Source organism: Microbacterium sp. A84 (assembly GCF_051842815.1).
Lineage (GTDB): Bacteria > Actinomycetota > Actinomycetes > Actinomycetales > Microbacteriaceae > Microbacterium.
Genome location: NZ_JBPXMS010000001.1, coordinates 976,862 through 999,986, shown reverse-complemented (window position 1 = coordinate 999,986; position 23,125 = coordinate 976,862). Strand labels below are relative to the sequence as shown.

14 protein-coding genes and 2 tRNA genes are annotated in these 23,125 nt (G+C 65.5%); 8 read left to right on the top strand and 8 right to left on the bottom strand.

The genetic code is table 11. The features are described from left to right. Positions 1-5: 5 nt before the first annotated feature. Positions 6-1,517, bottom strand: coding sequence for a DEAD/DEAH box helicase (locus ACSU04_RS04965; protein WP_439285839.1), 1,512 nt, complete (start codon positions 1,515-1,517; stop codon positions 6-8). Positions 1,518-1,702: 185 nt separating this feature from the next. Between ACSU04_RS04965 and ACSU04_RS04960 the strand changes: the two genes are divergently transcribed. Next, positions 1,703-2,413 (top strand): ferritin-like fold-containing protein, encoded by a 711-nt coding sequence (locus ACSU04_RS04960; RefSeq protein WP_439285840.1) that lies wholly within the window; start codon positions 1,703-1,705, stop codon positions 2,411-2,413. A gap of 48 nt (positions 2,414-2,461) precedes the next feature. On the opposite strand, the gene ACSU04_RS04955 is transcribed toward ACSU04_RS04960, so the two are convergent. After that, positions 2,462-2,749, bottom strand: a complete 288-nt coding sequence (locus ACSU04_RS04955; protein ID WP_439285841.1) for a hypothetical protein — start codon at positions 2,747-2,749, stop codon at positions 2,462-2,464. Positions 2,750-2,755: 6 nt separating this feature from the next. After that, the gene (locus ACSU04_RS04950; RefSeq protein ID WP_439285843.1) at positions 2,756-2,980 is read right to left on the bottom strand and encodes a DUF3107 domain-containing protein; all 225 of its coding nucleotides are present in this window, start codon (positions 2,978-2,980) and stop codon (positions 2,756-2,758) included. 153 nt (positions 2,981-3,133) lie between these two features. Between ACSU04_RS04950 and ACSU04_RS04945 the strand changes: the two genes are divergently transcribed. Next, positions 3,134-6,370 (top strand): ATP-dependent helicase, encoded by a 3,237-nt coding sequence (locus ACSU04_RS04945; RefSeq protein WP_439288620.1) that lies wholly within the window; start codon positions 3,134-3,136, stop codon positions 6,368-6,370. Further along, positions 6,319-9,804, top strand: coding sequence for a UvrD-helicase domain-containing protein (locus ACSU04_RS04940; RefSeq protein ID WP_439288619.1), 3,486 nt, complete (start codon positions 6,319-6,321; stop codon positions 9,802-9,804). Before ACSU04_RS04945 ends, ACSU04_RS04940 begins: the two co-directional genes overlap by 52 nt. Here ACSU04_RS04940 and ACSU04_RS04935 read toward each other — a convergent pair. Beyond that, positions 9,750-11,084 (bottom strand): phosphotransferase, encoded by a 1,335-nt coding sequence (locus tag ACSU04_RS04935; RefSeq protein WP_439288618.1) that lies wholly within the window; start codon positions 11,082-11,084, stop codon positions 9,750-9,752. The two genes, ACSU04_RS04940 and ACSU04_RS04935, sit on opposite strands and share 55 nt — an antisense overlap. A 64-nt stretch (positions 11,085-11,148) precedes the next feature. Between ACSU04_RS04935 and nudC the strand changes: the two genes are divergently transcribed. Both nudC and ACSU04_RS04925 read left to right on the top strand, forming a co-directional pair. Continuing rightward, positions 11,149-12,030 (top strand): NAD(+) diphosphatase, encoded by an 882-nt coding sequence (gene nudC / locus ACSU04_RS04930; RefSeq protein ID WP_439288617.1) that lies wholly within the window; start codon positions 11,149-11,151, stop codon positions 12,028-12,030. Continuing rightward, positions 12,027-13,748 (top strand): ATP-dependent helicase, encoded by a 1,722-nt coding sequence (locus ACSU04_RS04925; protein WP_439288616.1) that lies wholly within the window; start codon positions 12,027-12,029, stop codon positions 13,746-13,748. The genes nudC and ACSU04_RS04925 overlap by 4 nt, the downstream gene beginning before the upstream one ends. A gap of 824 nt (positions 13,749-14,572) precedes the next feature. On the opposite strand, the gene ACSU04_RS04920 is transcribed toward ACSU04_RS04925, so the two are convergent. Further along, on the bottom strand, positions 14,573-15,943 hold the full coding sequence (locus ACSU04_RS04920; RefSeq protein ID WP_439288615.1) for a zinc-dependent metalloprotease: 1,371 nt from the start codon (positions 15,941-15,943) through the stop codon (positions 14,573-14,575). Positions 15,944-16,060: 117 nt separating this feature from the next. Here ACSU04_RS04920 and ACSU04_RS04915 point away from each other — a divergent pair, with 117 nt between their 5' ends. Together ACSU04_RS04915 and ACSU04_RS04910 are read left to right on the top strand one after the other, a co-directional pair. Further along, a complete protein-coding gene (locus ACSU04_RS04915) occupies positions 16,061-17,146 on the top strand; it encodes a YlbL family protein (protein WP_439285855.1) in 1,086 nt (361 codons plus the stop codon). Between the two features lie 57 nt (positions 17,147-17,203). Next, positions 17,204-20,158: a UPF0182 family membrane protein gene (locus ACSU04_RS04910; protein ID WP_439285857.1), complete on the top strand. Its 2,955-nt coding sequence runs from the start codon at positions 17,204-17,206 to the stop codon at positions 20,156-20,158. 222 nt (positions 20,159-20,380) lie between these two features. On the opposite strand, the gene ACSU04_RS04905 is transcribed toward ACSU04_RS04910, so the two are convergent. Both ACSU04_RS04905 and ACSU04_RS04900 read right to left on the bottom strand, forming a co-directional pair. Then, positions 20,381-20,454, bottom strand: a tRNA-Met gene (locus tag ACSU04_RS04905). Positions 20,455-20,834: 380 nt separating this feature from the next. Next, a tRNA-Met gene (locus tag ACSU04_RS04900) sits at positions 20,835-20,908 on the bottom strand. A gap of 70 nt (positions 20,909-20,978) precedes the next feature. Between ACSU04_RS04900 and ACSU04_RS04895 the strand changes: the two genes are divergently transcribed. Continuing rightward, positions 20,979-21,773, top strand: coding sequence for a carbon-nitrogen hydrolase family protein (locus ACSU04_RS04895; RefSeq protein ID WP_439288614.1), 795 nt, complete (start codon positions 20,979-20,981; stop codon positions 21,771-21,773). A 110-nt stretch (positions 21,774-21,883) separates the two neighbouring features. Here ACSU04_RS04895 and ACSU04_RS04890 read toward each other — a convergent pair whose 3' ends face one another. After that, entirely contained in the window at positions 21,884-23,086 is a 1,203-nt protein-coding gene (locus ACSU04_RS04890) for an aminotransferase class I/II-fold pyridoxal phosphate-dependent enzyme (protein WP_439288613.1), read from the bottom strand. Positions 23,087-23,125 lie beyond the last annotated feature (39 nt).

The window sequence follows — 23,125 nt, the reverse complement described above, 5'->3', positions numbered from 1 at the left end:
AGAACTTAAGCGCCGGTCGGTGCGGCACCACCTGAGCGGCGACGACGACGGCGGCGCTGCGGAGCGGTCTTGCCATCGTGGTGCTCACCGCCCTTGCCGTCGTGCGTGCCAGCGCCCTCGGAATCGCGGTCCGCGGCGGGGGCCGCATCCGACGATGCCGTTTTCTCGGCGGGTGCACCCTCGGTGAAGGTCGAACCAACCTTGTCGCCCGATCCGCCGCGGCGGCGACGGCGACGCGTGCCACTCTCGCCGGAATCCTGCTCAGCGGCGGCATCTGCAGCGCGCTCCGGACGCGGCGCGCGCTGCGTCTTCACGGACTGCGTCTTGGGCGCCGTCGTCAGACGACCCTTGGTGCCCTCGGGGATGTCAAGGTCCGAGTAGAGGTGCGGGCTCGACGAGTAGGTCTCCATGGGCTCGGGCTGGCCGAAATCGAGAGCGCGATTGATGAGCGCCCACTTGTGCAGGTCATCCCAATCGACGAACGTGACCGCGATACCGGTCTTGCCCGCGCGGCCCGTACGACCGGCGCGGTGCAGGTACGTCTTGTCTTCGTCCGGGATCGTGTGGTTGATCACGTGAGTCACATCATCGACGTCGATGCCGCGAGCGGCGACATCCGTGGCGACGAGTACATCGCGCTTGCCGGCCTTGAACGCGGCCATCGAACGCTCGCGCTGCTCCTGGCCCATGTCTCCGTGCACACCGCCGACGTTGAAACCGCGGTCGCCGAGTTCATCCACGAGACGCTGCGCTGCACGCTTGGTGCGGGTGAAGATCACGGTCTTGCCGCGGCCTTCGGCCTGCAGGATGCGGGCGATGACCTCATCCTTGTCGAGCGAGTGCGCGCGGTACACCAGGTGCTTGATGTTCGCCTGCATCAACCCCTCATCGGGGTCGGTCGCACGGATGTGGATCGGGTTCGTCATGAAGCGGCGAGCCAGTGCCACGATCGGGCCGGGCATCGTCGCCGAGAACAGCTGCGTGTGGCGGACGGGCGACACCTTCTGGAAGATCTTCTCGATGTCGGCGAGGAAGCCGAGGTCGAGCATCTTGTCGGCCTCGTCGAGCACGACCTCTGTCGCATTCGACAGATCGAGCAGACGCTGGCCTGCGAGGTCGATAAGGCGCCCGGGGGTACCGACGACGATCTGCGCGCCGGCCTTCAGCTGGTCGATCTGACCTTCGTATGCCTTGCCACCGTAGATGGCGACGACGCTGGTGGAGCGATTGCTGGTGAGCAGATCGATGTCTTCGTAGACCTGCACGGCGAGTTCACGCGTCGGCACGACGATGAGTGCCTTGACACCCGGCGTCGGGTTCTTGCCGAGGCGCTGCACGACGGGGACGCCGAAGCCGAAAGTCTTGCCAGTACCAGTCTTGGCCTGGCCGATGATGTCCTGGCCGGGAAGGCCGAGGGGGATGGTCTGCTCCTGGATGGGGAACGCGTCGATGATGCCTTTAGCGGCGATTGCGTCGACGATGTCCTGATCGATACCGAGATCAGCGAAAGATGTCACTTGATTTATTTGCCTGTCCGGCGGCCTTCAGATGAGAAGAGATCGCCTCGTTACGGATCCACGCCGTCTCTTGTGCCACAGGCGCGGGGCCCTACTCCTACGGCAGGGGCACTTCAAGCGTACCCGAGGGGTGCAAAACTGCGCGGATTCCGGAAGAGGACTCTTCACGCAGGTAGTCTGAACGCGTGGTGAAGTGGTTCTGGCAGCGAGACACGCCCCGACGCAACTTGACGCTCCGCAGTCGCGGAGACGTCGGCAATGCGACCAGGGTGGATTTTGCCGAACTCGCGCCCGAGTTGAATCGTTTCCTTGGCCAGGCGGCGTACCTGCAGCTCGGGTACTTCGAGACGCTCACGCGGCTCATCCGCGCGACACCTGAGCTCGATGAGAAGGGCGCCCTCGCACGCGCAGCAGGTGCAGCCCTCAGCAAGCATCGGGGCATCGTTGACGTCATCCGTGAGCAGGGCGAGGACCCGACCGAGATCATGCTCCCGTTCCGCGAGTACCTCGACGCGTTCCGCCGCAAGACCATCGGCGTTCGTCCGAAGGAAACACTCCTTGCCGTTTACATCACGGCGGGGATGCTGGATGACTTTTACCTCGCCCTTGCCTCCAGCTACGGCGCGACGGGGCAGCGTGTCGCGGATATCCTCAGCGAGGACGACGACACCGGCGAGATTGTGGCGATCTTGAAGCAGACCATCGAGATCGACAATGAGTGGCGCTCACTTCTGTCGATGTGGGCGCGTCGGCTCGTCGGTGACACGTTGCTCGTGGCGCGACAGGCACTTCGACCAGAACGTCTCGCTGTGAATGAGGATCGCGTCGAGCCGGTCTACACAGAACTCATGGGCGCGCACGCGCGTCGTATGGACGCGATGGGCCTCGCCGCCTAGCAGGCATGGCACCAATTTTCGTCGTCAGACCGTGAGACGAGGCGAACCTCAGATGCCGAGGGCAGCCTTCTGCGCGGCATCCGAATTGCGGCGCGAGAGCGTCAGCAGGTAACCCGCCACAGCGGCGATCACCGGGGCGCCGACGATGCTCGCCAGCCACAGCCAACCGTTGTCCTGCCCGATGCCCGCCCACTGCATCATCGTGTAGATGACCGCTGAGGCGGCCGTCGCGATCGCGGGAACCAGCGCGACGCCGCGCAGTGTGCGATGCGGCAGTAGGTAGTGCACGCCAATGCCGAGCGCACACGCGGCGATGAGCGCGAGAAGGATGTACATCGTGGGTCAGGCGACGAAACCGACGCGACGCGACTCTTCAGTGCCCAATTCGATGTAGGCGAGGTTCGCGGTCGGAACGATGTAGGAGTTGCCCTTCACATCGGTGAAGCTGACGTGCGCGGTGCTCTGCTCAAGAGCAGCGGTGACCTCAGTGCGGACTTCGCCCGCGGGGGTCGCGGTCTCGAAGCTCAGTTCGCGGCCGGTGTTGATGATGCCGATGCGGATTTCCACGCGTGCTCCTTGAAGATTCGGGGACTGCGCCCAACTCTACCCCGGCGCGGTATGCCCGGGATCGGGGCAGCGCCGTGGTTTCGCCGTGGGCGCACAAGTGGAGTTGTGCGACGGCGTCCAGCAGTGTCCGAGCCTGCCGATAACGTGGATGACATGACAGAGGATGCCGGACAGCGCGCCGTTGTAGACGCACCCGTCGACGCTTCCGGTGTCATCATCGGTGCCCCGGGGACGGGGAAGACCCAGACACTCATCGACCGCGTCGTGCGTCTTCTCAGCGGCGACGGCGCACTCGCACCCGAAGAGGTGCTGGCGCTGACTCCGAACCGCCAGGCGGCCACCGTGCTGCGTGACCGAATCGGGGTGCGCATCGCGCAGGCGACGCCCGGACCGCTGGCTCGCTCGCTGGGGTCACTGGCCTTCCAGATCGTGCGCGGCGCGATGGTGCGTGCAGGGGAGGACCCTCCTGCACTGCTGACCGGCGCGGACCAGGACCGCATCATCGCCGATCTGCTCGGTGGCGACGCCGAAGACGAGGCTGCCGGCCTCGAGAGCCGCTGGCCCGAGACGCTGAGTCCGGCGGTGCGCGCGTCGAAGGGTTTCCGCTCCGAGCTGCGCGCTTTCCTGGCCGAGTGCACTGAGCTGGGCGTGCTGCCCGAGGAACTACGGGCCTCCGATCGCCCGGTCTGGCGCGCTGCCGGGCTGTTCCTCGACGAGTATCGTGCCGTGCTTGCGGGCATGCGCACGTCGTATCGTGATGCCGCCGACCTGGTCAGCGAGGCGGCTGCGATCCTTCGCGAAGCGGATGCTGCGACTCTTGGCCCGCTCGCGCCGCTGCGGGTCGTGCTCATCGACGACGCGCAGGAGATCACCCGCGGCGGCATCACTCTTGTGCAGGCACTGCGTGAACGCGGCATCGCCGTGCTGGCGTTCGGCGATCCGGACATCTCGTCCGGGGCCTTTCGCGGCGCGAGCCCGCAGCTGTTCCACGACCTCTCCGGGGTGCTCGGCCGGGTGTTCGTTCTGGACACCCCGCACCGGCAATCGCGCGCGCTGGTCGACCTCACCCGCACCGTCACTCAGGCGATCGGCGTTGCCGGGCGCGTGGAACATCGGCGTGCGCCGGGGCCGGCTCACGAGACCCCTGATCCCGCCGTGCAGGCTTTCCTCGCGGCATCCCCCTATGAAGAGGTGGACCGGATCGCTGGCACGCTACGCGACTGGCACCTCAGCCACGGCGTTGCCTGGAGCGACATGGCCGTCATCGCCCACGACACCCGCCAGGTCATGACGCTCGAGACCGAGCTCGCCGCACGTGAGGTGCCGACCAGGGCTGCCGGCGTGCAACGTCCGCTCGGCAGCGAGGGCGTCGTGCGCGACATCGTCGGCATTGTGCGGCTCGCCCTCACCTCCGTCGAGGAACGTGAGACTGAGGCGCTCGTGGAGGCGTTGCGCTCGCCGTTCGGCGGGATGGATGCCGTTGGTCTGCGCCGTCTGCGCGCGCGCATGCGTCACGCAGAGCTGGCCGAGTCAGGCTCGACGCCGGCATCGGAACTGCTACGTGAAGCGATGGCGCATCCGCTGTCCTTCACCTTCATCGACGCTCCGGAGGCGCGCGTCGCCGCGCGCTTCGCCAAGACACTGGCAGAGACAGCCGCCGCAGCAGATGCGGGGGAGACGATCCACGAGCTGCTCTGGCGCATCTGGGACGATTCGCGCGCCCTGGACGGCTCGAAGCTGCAGAAACACTGGCGTGAAAGCGCCGATCAGGGCGGCGGAGGCGAGACTTCCCGCGCGCTCGATGCGCTGGTCGCGCTGTTCGACGCGGCCAAGCGCTTCGTCGAGCGCACGCCCGACGAGCGTCCGGAGACGTTCGTGCGCGAGATCCTCGACAGCGAGGTGCCGGAGGACTCGCTCTCCACCCCCGATCGTCCGGGACTCGTGACGCTGCTCACCCCGGCGACCGCGCTGGGCACCCAGTTCGATGCGGTCATCGTCTCCGGTGTGCAGGACGGCGTCTGGCCGAACACTCGTCTGCGCGGCGGCATGCTCGAGACCTGGCGGCTGGCAGATGCCGTGACCGCCGCACGCACGGGCATCCCCGACGTAGCTCCGGGAGCGCTTGACCGCCGCCGCGCGGCCCTCCACGACGAGCTGCGGCTGTTCGTACGTGCTGTGTCCCGCGCGCAATCGCGCATCGTCGTCACCGCTGTTGACGACGACACGACCGGCCCGAGCGCCTTCTTTGCCTTCCTGCCCGTGCCACCGCCGTTGTCGGAGCATCCGGCATCCGAGCATCCGCTGACCCTGCGCGGACTGGTCGCCAGATATCGGCGCACGCTGACGAGTACGCTCGATCCGACCACGCGAGCGGAGGCGGCGGAACAACTCCGTCTGCTCGCCGAAGCCGAGGTTCCCGGCGCTGCTCCCAGAGAGTGGTACGGCAGCACCGCACCGTCGACGCCGGCGCCACTGCACGATCTACAAGTGGAGGCAGCACGCGTCTCCCCGTCGAAGATGGAATCGTTCGAGGAGTGCCAGCTGAACTGGGCGATTTCTTCCCTCGGCGGTGACACGGTCCTGCCGCCATCGGCGGGTATCGGCACGATCATCCACGCGGCGATGGAGACGGCGTCGGATGGCGATCTCGAGAAGATGCGCGCTGTCGTCGCCCAGCACTGGCCGGAGCTTGAGTTCGAAACCGAGTGGATCGGGCGCAAGGAACGCCGCAGGGCCGAACTGTACGTCGACCGACTGCACTCCTACCTGAGCACCGTCGCGGACGAGCACGGGAGCGTGCTCGCGAGCGAGGTCGAGTTCCGCTTCGCGGTCGACGTGGCCACAGAAGAATCAGACGAGGAGCCCGCAGTGCACATCGGCGAGGAGGCAGGTGGCCCGCACCGCGCGGTCGTGCACGGGTTCATCGATCGGGTTGAGGTCTATCCGCGAGCAGGCGGTGAGCACGCCGCTGCCCGCGGCCGCGGCTTCACGTCGATGGGTGAAGGAGCGAATGGGGAGCGTGTGGTCGTCGTCGATCTGAAGACCGGGAAGTATGAACCGGAGTCCGATGGCAAGGTCATCGACCACGCGCAGCTCGCGGCATATCAGGTCGCGGTTGAGCAGGGGCTCGTCGAAGGCGCGGATGCTGCGGCGTTGACCGGCGCGCGGCTGGTGCTCGTCGCGAAGACGCTGTCCGGCAGCGACTATCGGGTCGCGCACCAGCACACCCTCCAGGGCGAGGATCGCACGCGCTTCCTGAACCGGCTCGCCGATGCTGCCAAGGGCATGTCTGGGAACAGCTTCACCGCACACGTCGAGGCGCACTGCGCCGACGTGCAATGGCGTGTGCAGCCGTGCCGCATCCACACGGTCCCGGCGGTGAGCGCGTGACTGCCTGGAACGGGGGCGCAGGGCTCTCCGCGCTCGAGGTCGCAGCCGCTCTCGGGCAACCTTCGCCGACCGCAGCGCAGCAGCGCGTGATCGAGGCGCCGCCGACACCCGCGCTCGTCGTAGCCGGTGCCGGCAGCGGCAAGACCGAGACGATGTCAGGGCGCGTGGTCTGGCTCGTCGCCAACGGCCACGTGCGCCGTGACGAGATTCTCGGACTCACGTTCACCCGCAAGGCGGCCGGCGAATTGGCCGAACGCATCGGCGCAAGACTCACGGTCATTGACGAGTTCGGCCGCCGTGGGCTGTTGCCGCACATGCCGGACATCGTGGCATCCGGTGCGCTGGCGCGGGTGGATGCGGCCACCACGGCCGCGCAGAAAAGCACAGTGCGCGCGCACGTGCTCGACGAGATGGCTGAGAAGTTCGGCACCGGGTGGGATCAGAGCGCGCCCCGTACCGCAGACGACCTGCTGATTCGACCGCGGGTCTCGACGTACAACGCGTTCGCGGACTCGATCGTCCGTGAGCACGCCGCGCGGATTGGCCGCGACCCTGATGTCGCCATGCTCAGCCAGGCGGCATCCTGGATGCTGGCGCGCGAGATCGTCTTGCGCGCAGATCTGCCGCAGCTAGAGGATATTGACCTGTCTGTGGCGACGGTCGTCGACGCCGTGCAGCGCCTCGCCGGCGACGCCCTCGACCACCGGGCCGATCTCGGGCGCGCAGAGCGCATCGCCATAGAGCAAGCTGGCGCATTCGAGCCGTACCGCAGCAATGACACGATCGCGAAGATCGCCGATAACCTGCTCTCGCTTCCCACGCTCGCCGTGCTCGTGCGCGAGTACATCTCCGAGAAACACCGCCGCGGCGTGCTCGATTTCGCCGACCAGGTCAGCGGCGCCTTCGACATCGTCGAGTCATCTCCCGATGTGCGCGAGGCTCTTCGTGAGCAGCACCGCGTCGTACTCCTGGACGAATATCAGGACACCTCGGTGATTCAGACGCAGTTCCTCGCCGCGCTGTTTCGTGATTCGGCGGTCATGGCTGTGGGCGACCCTCATCAGTCGATCTACGGCTGGCGTGGCGCGAGCGCGGACAACCTCTACGCCTTCGCCCGAACCTTCGCCACTGAGCAGTCGGCGCAGAGCTACAGCCTGATGACGAGCTGGCGCAATGACAGCGCGATCCTCGGCATCGCGAACCAGGTGCTGCAGCCGCTGCGCCGACCAGAACTCGACGTGCCGCCGCTGGAGGCGCGCCCCGGCGCAGGTACAGGCGCCGTCGAGGTCCGCTTTCCGCTCACCGTGCACGATGAGGCCGCGCAGGTTGCGGACTGGTTCGCGGACCGTCGAGCCGCGCACAGCGATACGGCAAAGCCGCATACTGGTGCGATTCTGTTCCGCTCCAAGCGGCACATGCAGACCTTCGCCGAGGCGCTCGCAGCCCGCGGCATTCCGCACCGCATCCTGGGTCTCGGCGGTCTGCTGGCGACGCCGGAGGTCGTCGATGTTCTCTCCGCGCTGCGCGTCATCCACGATCCGAACGCCGGGTCCCCGCTGATCCGACTGCTGGTCGGTCCGCGCTTCAGCGTCGGGGTGGCCGACATGGGAGCGCTATATTCGCTGGCGAGCGAGCTTTCCCGCCGCGACAGCGGGTTGCTGCCGCTGCCGGAGGAGCTCCGCGCCCGCATCCGCGCATCGCGTGGCGCCGACGAGGCGGTATCGATCGTGGATGCCGTCGACGTGGTCCGCGGACTCCGTGACGACTACCGGCTGCTGGAAGGCATCACGCCGGAAGGGCGTGCGCGAATCCGTGCGGCAGGGGAGATATTCGAACGTCTGCGTCGCGCCGCGGGCCAGCCGATTCCCGAGTTGATCCGCCTCATTGAGCTCGAACTCCGTCTCGACATCGAACTCGCCGCGAACGAGACGCGCGGACCGGCACGTGTCGCAGCCACCCAGCTGCGCGCGTTCACCGACGAGGTGCGTGCGTTCCTCGCCGCAGACGACCGCGGCACGATCGGGAGCCTGCTCGCCTGGCTCGACAAGGCTGAGAGCACCGATGAGCTCATGCCGCGCCCAGAGCCACCGGAACCCGGCATCGTGCAGCTGCTGACGATCCACGGTTCCAAGGGACTCGAATGGGATGCGGTCGCAGTCGTTCGCATGGTTGACGGAGAGCTTCCATCGCGTCCGAGCGACACCTCCGGCTGGTTCGGATTCGGCGTGCTCCCGTTCGCCCTGCGCGGCGACAGTGCCGCCCTGCCCAAGTTCACCTGGTTTCCGCCGGTCGAAGAGGAACTTGATCCCGAGAAGCGTCTCAAAGCTGGCATCGCCTCGCTCACGAGCGCGAGCAAGAAGACCCCCGGCGCGATCACGGTGTTCAAGGACGCGTATCGCGACTACCAGCAGCAGGAAGAGCGGCGGCTCGGCTACGTCGCCGTCACCCGCGCGCGCACCGATCTGCTGCTCAGCGGGTCTCACTGGGCAGGGCAGAAGAAACCGCGGGGGCCCGGGCCATTTCTGCGTGAAGCCTTCGAGGTCATCGGGGTTGATCCGATCACCGAGATCGACGAGGACGAAAACCCCTACGAGGGCGAGGGCAAGACGAGCGTCTGGCCCATCGACCCGCTCGGGTCACGCCGCGAGAAGGTCGAGGATGCGGCGGCGGCAGTGCGCGAGGCCTTCGAGCGGGATGCCGCGCAGCCGACCGACCTGCTCCGACGGCTGCTCGCCGAACGCGCCGAACGTCAGCACGGAATCACCGCTGTCGCACCGACCCGCGTGCCTGCGTCACGGTTCAAGGACTACGTCACCGACTACGACGGCACCGTCCGCGGACTCACCCGTCCCATGCCGGAGCGTCCCTACCGGCAGACCCGGCTCGGCACCCTGTTCCACGCCTGGGTCGAGCATCGATCGGGTCTCGTCGGCACGGCGCCGAGTCCGGAGAGTGCGTTGTGGGAGATCGACGAGGATCAGTCCGACGTCTGGAACGCCTCGGCTGCGGATGCCGCAGACCTCGAACGCTTGCGTGAGACCTTCGAATCCAGCGAATGGGCCGCACTCAAACCCATCGCGGTGGAGATCGAGATCGACTTCGCGCTCGGCGCCGGTTCGACCCCTGAACGGATCGAAGGGCACATCATGATCTGCAAGCTTGACGCTGTCTACCGACGAGAAGACCGCGGCGGGCGCATCGAGATCGTGGACTGGAAGACCGGAAAAGCGCCGCGAAATTCGGCAGAGCGAGACGAGCGGATGCTGCAGCTCGCACTGTATCGCCTCGCCTACCACCGCCGCTTCGGTGTTCCGCTGGAGGAGATTGACGTCGCGCTGTACTACGTCGCAGACGACCTCGTCCTCCGCGGGGACCGGGTCTACTCGGAGGAGGAGTTGGTCCAGCGTTGGAGCGCGGCGCGCGCCGCGCGCTGAGCTTCCTCGGCCGGGTCGCTGCCTGATCCGTCGCTGCCTGATCCGTCGTTCCCTGGCCTGTCGACGGGCTCAGCGACTGGCAATTCAGCGTTCAATGTCTCATCCCGCGGGAGAAGGTCCGACTCCGCAAGGTCACTGAGATCTTCGGTGGCGTCGCCTAGGACCACTTCATCACTGATGACACCCTCGGCACCGACGACCACCTCGGCCGTGTCCTCACCGGGCAGCAAGTCCTCTGGGTTGTATGCGTCGGTCTGCATCGAGGTGTTGATGCGTGCTGCCGCCGTCGCCGGCACGCGATTCAGCGCATCCATCGCCGAGTCGACGCCTTCGCTGCGGGCCGCGATCACAGAGAGGTCGCGTTCCCGCAGCCCCTCAGAAAGTGATTCGAGCAACGACGTCGCGTCGTCCATGATGTCGGGGCGTCGCAGCAGGTCGCCATGCACAAGCCACCGAGCGAATTCCAGCTCGGCCAGCAGCCGTGCTCGCACGGCCAGTGCGTTGTCCGGCGCGCGATCCGAGGCCGCAGCGTAAGCCGCATAAACGTCGCTAGCGGCATCCGGAGCAGATGAGAGCCAGGCCAGGTCCACGGCAGGGTCCCCCAACGAGAGTCCGTGCCAATTCAGGATGCCGACGACGGTCGGACCCTGCTCCGGGTCATCCTCGAAAAGGAACGAAGTCGCCTGGGTGCCGCCGAGATTCACGGCAGACTCGAAGCGCCACAGGTCATCGTCGCCGACGGCCTCGCGCCAGCGAACTGTCAGGCGTGCGGGCACGCGACCCGTCGCCGCGGCGCGATCGACCAGCTGGCGGATGTCCTCACGCGACTCGTCGGCGCTGCGAGCGGTGAGCCCGGCGCTGCGCACCACGGATGCGGGAAGCGCGTGTACTGCGGCGATCGACGAACCCATCGATTCGGCAGCCCCTCGACCGCCGGGCACGTGGCCTGCTTCGATCTGAAAACCGGGCAGCAAACCGGTGACAAGTGCGCGACCCTCGGAAAGCAGCGTTTCGCCAACATAGTCCGGGGCGCTGAAGGGCAACATGGCGCGAGCCCCGGCCGTCAATGCGCGAAGCGCGATCGACTCCGCCGCAAGCTCACGTGCCGTCTCATCGTCATCGCCGACGCGGATTGCGACTTCGCTTCCATCAGCGAGCGTCGCGACTGCAGAGTCGAATCGTCCATCGCCCCCGGCGGTCAGAATTCGTGCGCCGACGACCTCGGCCCCGGGCAGTGCAGCCGTGACCGCCGCGGCTAGAGTAAAGGGAGACCGTGCCATGCCCCCAGGGTAGGTCGGCTCGGGTGTGGATTGGCCTACGCCACGCCTGTGAGAGAGGGAGTCGATGACTGTTCGCCGTGCTGAGTTTGATCGTGCAGGACACCTCCGTGATGAACCCGGGATCCTCGAAGCGCTGCGTTCCTCGGATGATGCCCGTGTAATCGTGGTCCGTGAAGGGCGCGTCCGTGTCGAAGACGGTGCACTCGTCACCGTCGCATCCGCCGAGGTGGGCGACGCCGACTGGGGGCTACTGGGGCGGCACAGCGACGGAAGCACTCTCTTAGTCGCGGCCATCGCGGCTATGACAGATTCGATCGACGCGGCGCCCGCCGAAACGTGGCTAGGCCTGCGCGATACCGGTGGTCTACTCGATGCGGAGCATACTGAGCTCCTCGTCGAAGCGGTCACGCTCGCTTCATGGCTGCGCGACGCGCGTTTCTGCACGGCGTGCGGATCAGCGACAGAGGTGCGCCAGGGCGGATGGTCACGGAAGTGCCTCGACAATGGCCATGAGTTCTTCCCTCGTACCGATCCCGCGGTGATTGTGGCAGTGGAGAGCGAAGACGGCGAGAAGCTGCTCCTCGGTGCCAATGCGAACTGGCACGGCCGGATGTACTCCTGCTTTGCCGGATTCGTAGAGGCCGGTGAATCACTGGAGTCGACAGTGCATCGCGAGATCGAAGAGGAAGCGGGCGTCCTGCTGAGCAGCCTCCGATACATCTCCTCGCAGCCGTGGCCGTATCCGCGCTCACTCATGGTCGGTTTTCGCGCGACAGCATCCGATGAACGTCGCGCGCGCCCGGATGGTGAGGAGATCGTCGACGTGCGGTGGTTCACTCGTGCGGAGATTGCCAGTGCAATGAACGGTGACGGTCCGGTCGGGCTGCCGGGTCCGGCATCCATCGCCAGGGCCCTGATCGAGGACTGGTACGAGGCTCGCGAGTGAGTGCGCTCGACACTCTCGACGAACGTCAGCGGGAAGCGGCATCCGTGCTGCGTGGACCGGTCGCCGTGCTCGCCGGTGCGGGTACCGGAAAGACGCGTGTGATTACGCATCGCATCGCGCACGGCGTTGACACCGGTGCATACTCGCCGAGTCGCGTGATGGCGGTCACGTTCACTGCGAAAGCAGCCGGTGAACTGCGCGGACGCCTGCGCGCCCTCGGAGTCGAAGGAGTGGCCGCGCGAACCTTCCACGCTGCGGCTCTTTCACAACTGAACTTCTTCTGGCCGACGCTCGCCGGCTCGCCGGCGCCGAGCATCATCGACAACAAGGTGCGCATGCTTGGCCAGGCCGGCGAGCAGCTGCGGCTGCGGCTGGACACCGCCACCCTGCGCGATATTGCCAGCGAGATCGAATGGCGTAAGGTCTCGATGCTCTCGATCGAACAACACGCCGCACTCGGTCGTTCCATCGGCCGGGTGAGCACCGAACAGCTCGCCGAATTTCAGCAGGCATACGAGATTCTCAAAGACGACCGTCGCCAGCTCGACTTCGAGGACGTGCTGTTGGCGTGCGCCGGGATGCTGGAAGCAGAGCCTCGGGTGGCCGCATCAGTGCACGAGCAATACCGCCACTTCACCGTCGATGAGTACCAGGACGTCTCGCCGCTGCAGAATCGTCTGCTCGAGCTGTGGCTGGGAGAGCGCAGCGACATCTGCGTCGTCGGCGATGCCAGTCAGACGATCTACTCGTTCGCCGGCGCCGATCAGAAGTACCTGCTCGAGTTCGGTCGTCGATACCCGGATGCCACGGTGGTGCGGTTGGAGACCAACTACCGCTCGCAGCCACCGATTCTCGCTGCAGCCAACGCGCTCATGAAGGGGCGCCCCGGCGCTCTCGAGTTGGTGGCGGCGCGAGAGTCTCTGACTGCAGAACCGCCGACGGTGACCGCCTACGACAGCGAGGCCGAGGAAGCGGCAGGTATCGCCGCGGCGATCGCCGCCAGGATCAAGACCGGCGCCTCCGCTTCAGAGATCGCCGTGCTGTACCGCGCGCACTCGCAGTCCGCAGCGATTCTGCAGGCGCTGGGCGAAGCGGGGATCGCATCGACAGTGCTCGGTGGCAAACGCTTTTTCGACATGCCGGAGGTGCGTCAAGCTGTGCTCGCACTGCGCGGTGCATCCGTGGCTCCGACGGAACGCGATTTCCTGTCCAATGTGCGCAAGGTCATGCGCGAGCTCGGCCTGAGCGACGAACCGCCAACGGCCGGGGGAGCGCAGCGCGACGGTTGGGAGGCGAGACGGGCGATTCTGCGTCTCGCTGAGGAAGCATCGAGCGAGACGACGCTGCGCTCATTCAGCGAAGTGCTCATGGCGCGAGCGAAAGACCAGCATGAGCCGACCATGCAGACGGTGACGCTGTCGACGCTGCATGCGGCGAAGGGTCTGGAGTGGCCGCACGTGTATCTCGCCGGTTGGGCGGAAGGTGCCCTACCGATCGGATATGCGAAAAGCTTCGAAGCGATCGATGAGGAGCGCCGACTGGCCTATGTCGGCGTCACGCGCGCCGCGCGAACCCTGGATCTCTCATGGTCGCGTGCGGCGGGACGAGGGGATCGGCAGCCTTCGCGGTTCCTTCAGGAGATCGGAACGAATGCTCGCGGCACCGGCATTCTTCGTGAAACGTCACCGCGCGCCACACGCGCCGTCCGTCAGGGCTGATCCGCACCGATTTCGTGCGCTTCGCCTTTCCCGGTTCAGCGAGGATTCTCGCAACGAGGCCCGCGGCCTCAGATGCGCGGGCGGCGGTGATGGGGGTTGACGTCGCAGCGACCAGTTGTGCATGCATGCCGGGCCAGGCCGCATCTCTGTCACGTTCATGCGCATCACGGCACGACAGGCATGCGGTTCGGCCAGGCACCACGAGCGGACCAGCCGTGGTGCCACCAGGTTCGAACGCAACCGGCACGTGCGTGAGGTCATCGCGCAGATAGCGGGCGAGCTGATGAGCGGACGCTGCGCCGTGCACGAGCACGACGCCGACAGCTCTCGGATCTGCACGATCCGTTGTGGTGAACCCCTCGTCAGCCAGGGAACTCTCCACTCGGGCTTCAACTCGGGAATCGGCGATGTTGACGCTCTCGATCCATATCCTCGGCAGAGGAGGAGCATCCGTACGCAGCACTGGCCGGAGCCGCGCGAGCAGCTGCCTGGCAGCATCCCTCGGCGCGCCGGCACCATGGGCGATCACATCGAAGGAACTGCGACGGAAGCCGTTTCTCATCGCCTGCAGCAATGGCTCGATCCACGGCTCAGTCAGGGGCACGCACACCCGCCCCTCCAGCCCGAACTGCACCGTGTCGACATCCCGCCAGAGCAGCGGGTAGGCCGGATCGAGGCGAGTCAGCGTCGGCGGCGTGATCGGGGACATGTCCCGATTCTGCTCATCATGCGCTCGCCGCGGGGCGCGAAATCACGATCAGTGGAGAACTCCGCGCACCGACGATCTGTGCAGAGAAAGACTTACTGTTCGCGGTCCTGAGTGATCAGACCGGAGTCTCGCCGCCCTGGTTGGTGCCGTCGCCGTCGGTAAAGTCATCGCCATCGAGCAGTCGGGTCAAGGCCTCATCGAACTCATCTGTTGCGGGTGCCTCACCGCGAGCGCGAGCCTGCAGCCGTTCGATGAGAGCGGTGGGATCATCGATGTCGGCAGCGGTCGGCTGCAGGTCGGGATAATCCCAGAGCGTGTCGCGGACGGCGATGCCGACGGCATCCGTCACCTTCCGCCACATCGCGGCCGCCTCACGCATACGCCGCGGACGCAGTTTCAAGCCGACCAGGGCTCCGAGAGCATCCTCCGCCGGGCCTCCGACAGCGCGACGGCGACGAGCCGCTTCGGCCAGCCGGACGCTATCGGGCAACCGCGAGGTCGCCTCGTTGGTGACGACATCCACCCAACCGTCGATCATCGCGATGATGTTCTCCAGGCGGGCGAGTGCGTCGCGCTGAGCTTCGGTCTGCGCCGGTAGCAATGCGCCGCCTTCGATCGCGGCGCGAAGTTCTTCCGGGTTCGACGGGTCAAGTCGACTCGCGACATCTTCGAGTGCTTCGACATCGACGGTCACACCGCGGGCGAAATCGGTGATCTGCGACATCACATGCAGGTGCAGCCACTTCGCGTGCCGGTAGAGGCGGGCGTAAGCGAGCTCACGGGTCGCGAGGTACAGTGCGATCTGGTCTTCCGGGATCTCGAGCCCCTCACCGAACGCAGTGATGTTCTGTGGGATCACCGCGGCGGTTCCGGCCGGCAGCACCGGGATACCCACGTCGCCACCGGAGACGACCTCGAGCGCGAGATTGCCGAGAACCTGACCGAACTGCGCGGCGAATACCGAAGAGCCGAGTCCGCGCATAAGTTTGCCTGCGCCCTGGATCGCATCACGCATGTCGTCCGGAACCTGAGTGTCCAGGGCGCTGGTGAGGGCGTCGGCGATGCTCGTGGATACCGGGCCTGCGATCTCTTTCCACACTGGAAGCGTCTTCTCCACCCACTCGCCCCGAGTCATCGCTTTGGGCGTCTCGGAAAGTTCAGAGATCGTGGTCGCCTCGCCCAGCCAGAGATTCGCCAGCGCGAAGGCATCGACAAGCGAGCTCTGCGCGCCGTCGGTGATGCCCTGACCCTCGCGGTTGGCGATGTGCAGGGCCTGGCGCAGTGTGTTCGCCCACGGGTCTCCGCTGAAAGCACCCTGCAACTGCTGCATGAGTCCCGCCATCATCGTCGGGTCGAGTTGAAAGCCCTCGGCCCCACCTAAAGCGTTCTGCAGAGCGCTCAGATCGAAGTCTCCGTTGCCCGCGCCGGACATCATCTTGCGCAGGAACTCCTGGAAGTCCTCGGGGTTGGGTTCGTTGTCTGCCATGTCGGTCGCCTCTCAGCACGTCGCTAGCCGTGGCATCTACGCTAGTTGCACGAGTCTGCCCGGGCCCCCGCCACGGGCAGATCGCTGTACGCCGGTCGCGAACGACGGAGGATCTCCTTGTCTCATTCCCGCACGCCCAGGGTCGGGCTCGGTGTCTGGGCGCTCATTGTCGCCCTCATAGCCCTTGTCGTGATGACATTTCTGCCGACTCCGTATGTGATTCAACGACCGGGTCCCGTATACGACACCCTGGGCACTGCGGCCAGCGCTGACGGCGAACAGGTGCCACTGATCGCCATTGACGGTGCCGAGACGTTCGATACCGGCGGCACCCTGAATCTCACAACGGTGGAGGTGGTCGGTAATCGTGAACGCACGCCCTCGTGGTTTGAGCTTGCGCTGGCATGGACGGATTCGTCTCGTGCGGTCGTGCCCATCGACTCGGTGTTCCCCGAGGGCGTCACCAGTGAGCAGCGCAACGAACGCAATGCGGTGCTGATGGTCGATTCACAGCACGAAGCAACCGCTGCTGCGCTGCAGGCGCTCGGCTTCGACACCGGGGCTTCGGTGAAGGTCGTCGCCGCGATCGAAGGTTCACCCGCCGAGGGGCTGCTGGAAGAGGGCGATGTGATCACGGCGTTCGACGGCGTCAAAGTCACCAGCGCCAGTGAGCTACGCAACGGCATCCAAGAGGCAAAAGGTGCAGCGGCGCAATTGACTGTGCTTCGCGGGAGCGAGGAGATCGAGGTTGAGATCACCCCGGAGCTCAGCACATCGAACGGCGTGGATACCTGGCTGATCGGTATCACGCTGACCACCGAGTACGACTTTCCCATCGATGTGACGATTCAGCTGGACAATGTCGGCGGCCCCAGCGCCGGGATGATGTTCGCGCTCGGAATCATCGATGAGCTCACTCCGGGCGAGCTGACCGGCGGCAATGACATCGCCGGCACCGGAACGATCGATGCGACGGGGGCGGTCGGTCCGATCGGCGGCATCAGGCAGAAGCTTTACGGCGCACGCGATGCGGGCGCTGACTTCTTCCTGGCTCCGTCGTCGAACTGCGACGAGGTCGTCGGTCATGTCCCTGACGGACTCCAGGTGATCAGCACTGCGACGCTGGATGAATCCTTGAAGGCGCTTGAAGTGATCGCGGACGGCGGTGACGTCGATTCACTGCCGATGTGCACGGCATCGTGACCTCCCCGTCACCGTAAGCACAGCCCCCACATAATCAGTGGCACTTAGGATGGACGGGTGACCACGACCTCGGCGCCGAATCCGGCCACGCCCAGTACATCCCGACGAATCATCACGATATCGCTGGTGATCATCGCTGCGATCATCGCGGCGTTCTTCGTCTTCGCTTCGCTCTACACAGACTTCCTCTGGTTCGACCAGTTGCAGTTCACGAACGTCCTCACCACGCAGTGGCTCGCCACCGCGCTGATGTTTGTCGTGGGCTTTTTGGGGATGGCGGTGCCGCTGTTCATCGTGATCCAGCTGGCCTATCGCCTCCGCCCGGTCTACGTGCGACTGAGTTCGCAGCTCGACCGGTATCAGGAGGTCATCGAGCCGCTTCGCAGGCTTGCAATGTGGGGAATGCCGATCTTCTTCGGCCTGTTCGCCGGTTTCGCGGCGGCGGGTAACTGGCAGACCGTGTGGCTGTGGTTCAACGGTGGCGCCACTGGCGTCGCTGACCCGCAGTTCGGCATGGACACCGGTTTCTACCTGTTCGCGATGCCCTTCTACTCGATCCTTCTCGCGTTCGTCTCGGCTGTCATCCTGCTGAGCCTGATCGTCACTGCGCTGGTCTCGTACCTCTACGGTTCTGTGCGCATCGGTCAGGGCGAGCTGCGCATCTCGAAGGCTGCTCGCATTCAGCTCGCCATTCTCGCCGGACTCTACCTGCTGGTGCAGGCCGCGAGCCTCTGGCTGGACCGTTACAAGACGCTCGTCGCCGAAGAGGATCGCATCACCGGCGCCGCCTACACCGCGGTCAACGCCACGATCCCGGGTATGGCGATTCTCGCGATTCTCGCGATCCTCGTCGCAATCCTCTTCTTCGTCACCGCAATCATGGGCCGCTGGCGTTTCCCCCTGGTGGCGACCGGGCTGCTGCTCGTGGCATCCCTCGTTGTAGGCATCGGCTACCCGTGGGTCGTCGACACCTTCCAGGTGCGCCCGAACCAGAACAGCTTCCAGGCCGAGTACTACCAGCGCAACATCGATGGCACCAAGCAGGCGTACGATATCGCCGACATCGAGGTCACACCGTTCAAGGCAGAGACGGATGCCAAGGCAGGCCAGCTCCGTGAGGACGCCGAGACCACCGCGTCCATCCGTATCCTCGACCCGAGCATCATCAGCCCGACTGTGCAGCAGCTCGAGCAGTTCCGTGGCTACTACCAGTTCAATGAGACGCTCGACGTCGACCGCTACGAGATCGACGGCGAGACGCAGGACACCGTGGTGGCTGTTCGTGAGCTCGACGTCAACCGCCTTGGCGACAGCAACAACTGGAACAACCGCACCGCCGTTTACACGCATGGTTACGGTCTCGTGGTCGCAGCGGGAAACCAGCGCACGAGTGAGGGTGAGCCGGTATTCCTTGAACGAGGCATCCCGTCGTCCGGCTTCCTGACGGAGAGCGAAAACTTCGAGCCTCGCGTCTACTTCGGTGAAGACTCTGCGCTGTACTCGATCGTCGGGGCCCCGGAGGGGACAGCCGACGTCGAGATCGACTATCCGCGTGGTGAAGACGGCGCGAACGAGACGAAGACGACCTTCGAAGGTGATGGTGGGCCGGCGATCGGCAACACCTTCAACAAGCTGCTGTACTCGCTGAAATTCCAGGAAGCCGAGATCCTTTTCTCGGATCTGGTCAACTCTGACTCGCAGATCCTTTACGACCGCAACCCGGTCGATCGCGTGCAGAAGGCCGCTCCGTACCTCGAGCTCGACACCGACCCGTACCCGAGCGTCGTGGACGGTCGCATCGTCTGGATCATCGACGGTTACACCACGAGCTCCACGTACCCGTACTCGACGAGCGTGAGCCTGTCGGATGCGATCACCGACTCGAACACGACGGCACCTGCGTTCGCGCTCGATGACATCAACTACATCCGCAACTCGGTGAAGGCCACCGTCGACGCATACGACGGCACGGTCACGCTGTACGCATGGGATGAAGAAGACCCGATTCTCAAGGCGTGGCAGAAGGTATACCCCGCGACGGTCGAGCCGATCAGCGAGATGTCGGCCGATCTGATGAGTCACGTGCGCTACCCGACTGACCTGTTCAAGGTGCAGCGCGAGATCCTCGAGGTCTACCACGTGGACACCGCTGGTTCGTTTGCACAGCAGGACAACCGTTGGCAGACGCCGAACGATCCGCGCAACGACACCCGGCTGCAGCCGCCGTACTACCTGTCGATGCAGATGCCCGGTCAGGATTCGCCGAGGTTCTCGATGTTCTCGACGTTTATTCCTTCGTCCGCGGCGGGTACAACCAGCCGCAACGTTCTGCTGGGTTACCTGGCCGTCGATTCGGATGCCGGAGCCACCGCAGGTGAGAAGGCCGAGGGCTATGGTCAGCTGAACCTGCTGGAGATTGATGCCGACACCACGGTGCCTGGCCCCGGTCAGGTGCAGAACACGTTCAACTCCGACCCGGCCGTGGTGCAGCAGCTGAACCTGCTGCAGCAGGGTGAGTCAGAGGTCAAGTACGGCAACCTGCTGACACTGCCCGTCGGTGGCGGTCTGCTCTATGTGCAGCCCGTGTACGTGCAGTCTTCTGAGGGCACCAAGCTTCCGCTGTTGCAGAAGGTGCTGGTCACGTTCGGTGACAGCATCGCCTTCGAAGACACCCTCACTGCCGCACTGGATGTCATCTTCGGCGGTGACGCTGGTGCGAGCGCTGGCGACGAGACGGTGGAGCCGATAGACCCTGATGCTGGTGCGACGACGCCGCCCGACGAGGGTGGAACGCCGCCTGATGAGGGCGCAACGGACCCGGGCACGAGTGAGCCCGATCCCGGCACCGGCGGCGACGCACGCGAACAGGCTCTGGCAGCCGCGCAGAAGGCGTTGACCGACCGGGATACGGCACTGAAGGCTGGTGACCTCACGGCGTTCGCCGAGGCAGACAAGCGTCTGACTGCCGCGATCACCGAGCTGCTGGCGCTGGAGGCTGCAACGGCCAAGTAACCGCGGGCACCCCGGGCGGGTCCGCCCGGGGCGCGCCGCGGGTTCGCCCCGCATATGCGAGAAGGAATTCCCGGCTGAGACATTGATCTCAGCCGGGAATTCCTTCTTCCGTCGGGTGTGCCACGCCGGGGACTTTGCGGGCCCCGGGCTGGTCCGGGGCAAAGCAAAAGGCTCCTGATCAAGTAATACTTGATCAGGAGCCTTTTGTGTGTCGCGTTCTCGTTGCGGGGACAGGATTTGAACCTGCGACCTCCGGGTTATGAGCCCGGCGAGCTACCGAACTGCTCCACCCCGCGGCACGTTTAAGAGTTTACGTGACGTTTAGGTTCAAATCCAATCGTCACTGTGTGGGCGTGTTGACGGCGTTCTTCCCTGTGGTTGCAAGGGATCTGGCTCGCCGCTCCAGCGCCGTCTCGCTGCCTCCCAGCCGTTGGTCAGTTTCCCTTCCGCAGAGACAGCATCACCGCCCCGATGCCAATCCAGCAGATTGAAGCGATCGAAGCTCCCATAATCATCGAGGCGGCATCCATGCGGCCTACCTTAGGGCAGGACGGTGCGACGTGCTGAAAAACGCCGGCCTATAACCCCCTCGTGGAGGAGAGAAGAAGCTGACATAGCGAAAGGCCCCTGATCTGGATTTCTCCTGATCAGGGGCCTTTCTGTGTCGCTATATCCGTTGCGGGGACAGGATTTGAACCTGCGACCTCCGGGTTATGAGCCCGGCGAGCTACCGAACTGCTCCACCCCGCGGCACGCCTTATAGCCTAGTACGGATTTCGAGCACCGGGCGCCACTTGTCACGATGCGCGAAGATAGGGGCATGTCCGAGCTCGTCGTTGCCGTGTGCCAGTTCCGTCCAACCGAGGATCGGGAGGGCAACCGCACGCGCATCACGGAGCTCGTGGCGGATGCCGCGAGCCGGGGCACCCGCCTGGTGGTGTTCCCGGAGTACTCCAGCTACTTCGTCGATCCGATGGATGCATCGTTCGCGTTGCATGCCGAGACCCTCGACGGTGAGTTCGTGCGGGCGCTGCAGGCGGCGGCATCCGCCCATGACGTCACGATCATCGCCGGCCTCGTCGAAGCAGCGGGGGAGCGCGTGCGCAACACCCTCGTCGCCGTCGATGCCACAGGCCTGCGCGCGACCTATCGGAAGCAGCACCTCTACGACGCCTTCGGACAGACCGAGTCTGACTGGATAGAAGCAGGGGAGCTGGGTGTGCCGCAGACGCTCGACATCGACGGCCTGCGCATCGCGATGATGACCTGTTATGACCTGCGATTCCCCGAGGTCGCCCGCACGCTCGTGGATGCCGGCGCCGACGTCATCGTCGTGCCGGCGGAATGGGTGCGCGGCCCACTCAAAGAACACCACTGGACGACGCTGCTGGCGGCGCGCGCGATCGAGAACACCGTCTACGTCGTCGCCGCTGACCACCCGACCCCGATCGGCATCGGGCATTCACAGATCATCGACCCGCAGGGGGTCGTGATCGCCGGAGTCGGAACGGGCGACGGTATCGCCGTAGCCCAGCTCTCCCAGGAAGCGATTGCCCGCGTACGCGAGGTTAACCCCGTGCTGCGGCTACGGCGCTACGGTGTTGTCCCGCGCTGACGCGTTCGAGGGTCGCACATGGCCGGCTCGGTGCGCTTGAAGCGGCCATCCGCGACCCCTGGGGAGATGCGACATCTGCGGACGTCCGACTCCTGCGGACGCCCGACCCCTCAGAACGAGGCCGCGGCGAGGCGCCTGGCAGCCTCTTCCAGCACGTCGATCTTCTTGCACGCCGCGAAGCGCACGAGGCCCGAATACTCGCCCTGATGGTCGGGGCTGACGAATGCGCTCATCGGGATCGCGACCACCCCAGCCTTCTCCGGCATCGCCCGGCAGAAGGCTGCCGTATCCGATCCGCCGAGCGCTGTGGCATCCGCGACAGTGAAGTATCCGCCCTGCGGCATGGCCACGTCGAAGCCTGCGCTGCGCAGCCCAGCCCCGAGGATCTCGTGCTTGTGTGCAAGAGTCGCGGCGGCATCCGTGAAGAATGCATCCGGCATCCGCAGGCCCACCGCAATCGCCGGCTGGAACGCTGACCCGTTCACATAGGTGAGGTACTGCTTGACGGTCAGCACCGCGGTGATGAGGTCAGCGGGGCCGTGGATCCAGCCGATCTTCCAGCCGGTTGCCGAGAACGTTTTCCCGCCGGAGGAGATCGTCAGCGTCCGCTCTGCGGCACCGGGCAGCGTTGTGAGCGGCACGTGAGGTGCGGCGAAGGTGAGGTGCTCGTAGACCTCGTCGGTCACGATGATTGCGTCATGCTGGTGCGCCAGCCGCACAATCTCAGCCTTCACCTCCGACGTGAACACCACACCGGTCGGATTGTGAGGGTCGTTGACGAGGATGATCCGAGTGCGATCCGTGACGGATGCCGCAAGTGCCTCGAGATCGGGTTGGAAGTCCGGGCGGCGCAACGGAACAGTGCGCAGGCGCGCGCCAGCCAGCGCCACCGCGGCGGCATACGAGTCGTAGTACGGCTCGAACACGACGACTTCGTCATCGGGAGAGTCGATCAGTGCCAACAGCGTCGCAGTCAATGCCTCCGTGGCGCCGGCGGTCACGATCACCTCGGTCACCGGGTCGACTACGAGTCCGTAGAACCTGTGCTGGTGCTCGCTGATGGCCGCGAGCAGATCAGGAAAACCACGCCCAGGCGGATACTGATTCATGCCATGCGAAATCGCGGTGCGAGCGGCTTCCAGCACCTCGGCGGGTCCGTCCTCGTCAGGAAAACCCTGACCGAGGTTGATCGCACCGGTTCTCACCGCAGCCGCAGACATCTCTGCGAAGATGGTGGGCGCGACGTTGCCCTCGGGAGAAAGAAGTCCGGCTCCAGCCGCGGTGCGCCGCCAGGCGCCGGGAATAGCACTCATAGAACCCAGGCTAAGGCCATAGCGGACACTCATCGTGAC

Excerpts from the sequence above, each read along its gene's own strand:
- ACSU04_RS04920 (WP_439288615.1), bottom strand. The coding sequence starts at position 15,943 with ATGGCAGACAACGAACCCAACCCCGAGGACTTCCAGGAGTTCCTGCGC.
- ACSU04_RS04890 (WP_439288613.1), bottom strand. The coding sequence starts at position 23,086 with ATGAGTGCTATTCCCGGCGCCTGGCGGCGCACCGCGGCTGGAGCCGGA.
- ACSU04_RS04955 (WP_439285841.1), bottom strand. The coding sequence starts at position 2,749 with ATGTACATCCTTCTCGCGCTCATCGCCGCGTGTGCGCTCGGCATTGGC.
- ACSU04_RS04940 (WP_439288619.1), top strand. The coding sequence starts at position 6,319 with ATGGCGTGTGCAGCCGTGCCGCATCCACACGGTCCCGGCGGTGAGCGC.
- ACSU04_RS04945 (WP_439288620.1), top strand. The coding sequence starts at position 3,134 with ATGACAGAGGATGCCGGACAGCGCGCCGTTGTAGACGCACCCGTCGAC.
- ACSU04_RS04895 (WP_439288614.1), top strand. The coding sequence starts at position 20,979 with ATGTCCGAGCTCGTCGTTGCCGTGTGCCAGTTCCGTCCAACCGAGGAT.
- nudC (WP_439288617.1), top strand. The coding sequence starts at position 11,149 with ATGACTGTTCGCCGTGCTGAGTTTGATCGTGCAGGACACCTCCGTGAT.
- ACSU04_RS04935 (WP_439288618.1), bottom strand. The coding sequence starts at position 11,084 with ATGGCACGGTCTCCCTTTACTCTAGCCGCGGCGGTCACGGCTGCACTG.